The organism is Lyngbya aestuarii BL J, from assembly GCF_000478195.2.
GTDB lineage: Bacteria > Cyanobacteriota > Cyanobacteriia > Cyanobacteriales > Microcoleaceae > Capilliphycus > Capilliphycus aestuarii.
In genome coordinates, this window is sequence record NZ_AUZM01000439.1 from 1 (window position 1) to 266 (window position 266).

Here is a 266-nt window from a genome sequence, read left to right on the forward strand (position 1 = left end):
ATTCGCACTCACCCCTAACGAAGTTTTAGAAAAATTGGGTGCAGTTCCTGTCTTTACCATTACAGACTCCGAAGGTTCTCCTTTAGTGGGAACGGCTCAAAGTCAAGGTCAGAGTGCTTCTGTTGTCGAAGTTTATATTAGTCGTCAGGATGCTCAAGCTTTTATTAATGAGTTGAAAACCCAAAATCCTGAATTGGCTTCCTCAGTTCAAATTACAGCAGTTCCTCTTGGAAAAATTTATGAAATTGGTCAACAAAATCAAAGCA

The 266-nt window shown here is 39.5% G+C and carries 1 protein-coding gene; it reads left to right on the forward strand.

Features of this window, described 5'->3' with window-relative positions:
• On the forward strand, window positions 1–266 hold a 266-nt coding region (locus M595_RS28850; RefSeq protein ID WP_023070087.1), incomplete at both ends, for a Tic22 family protein.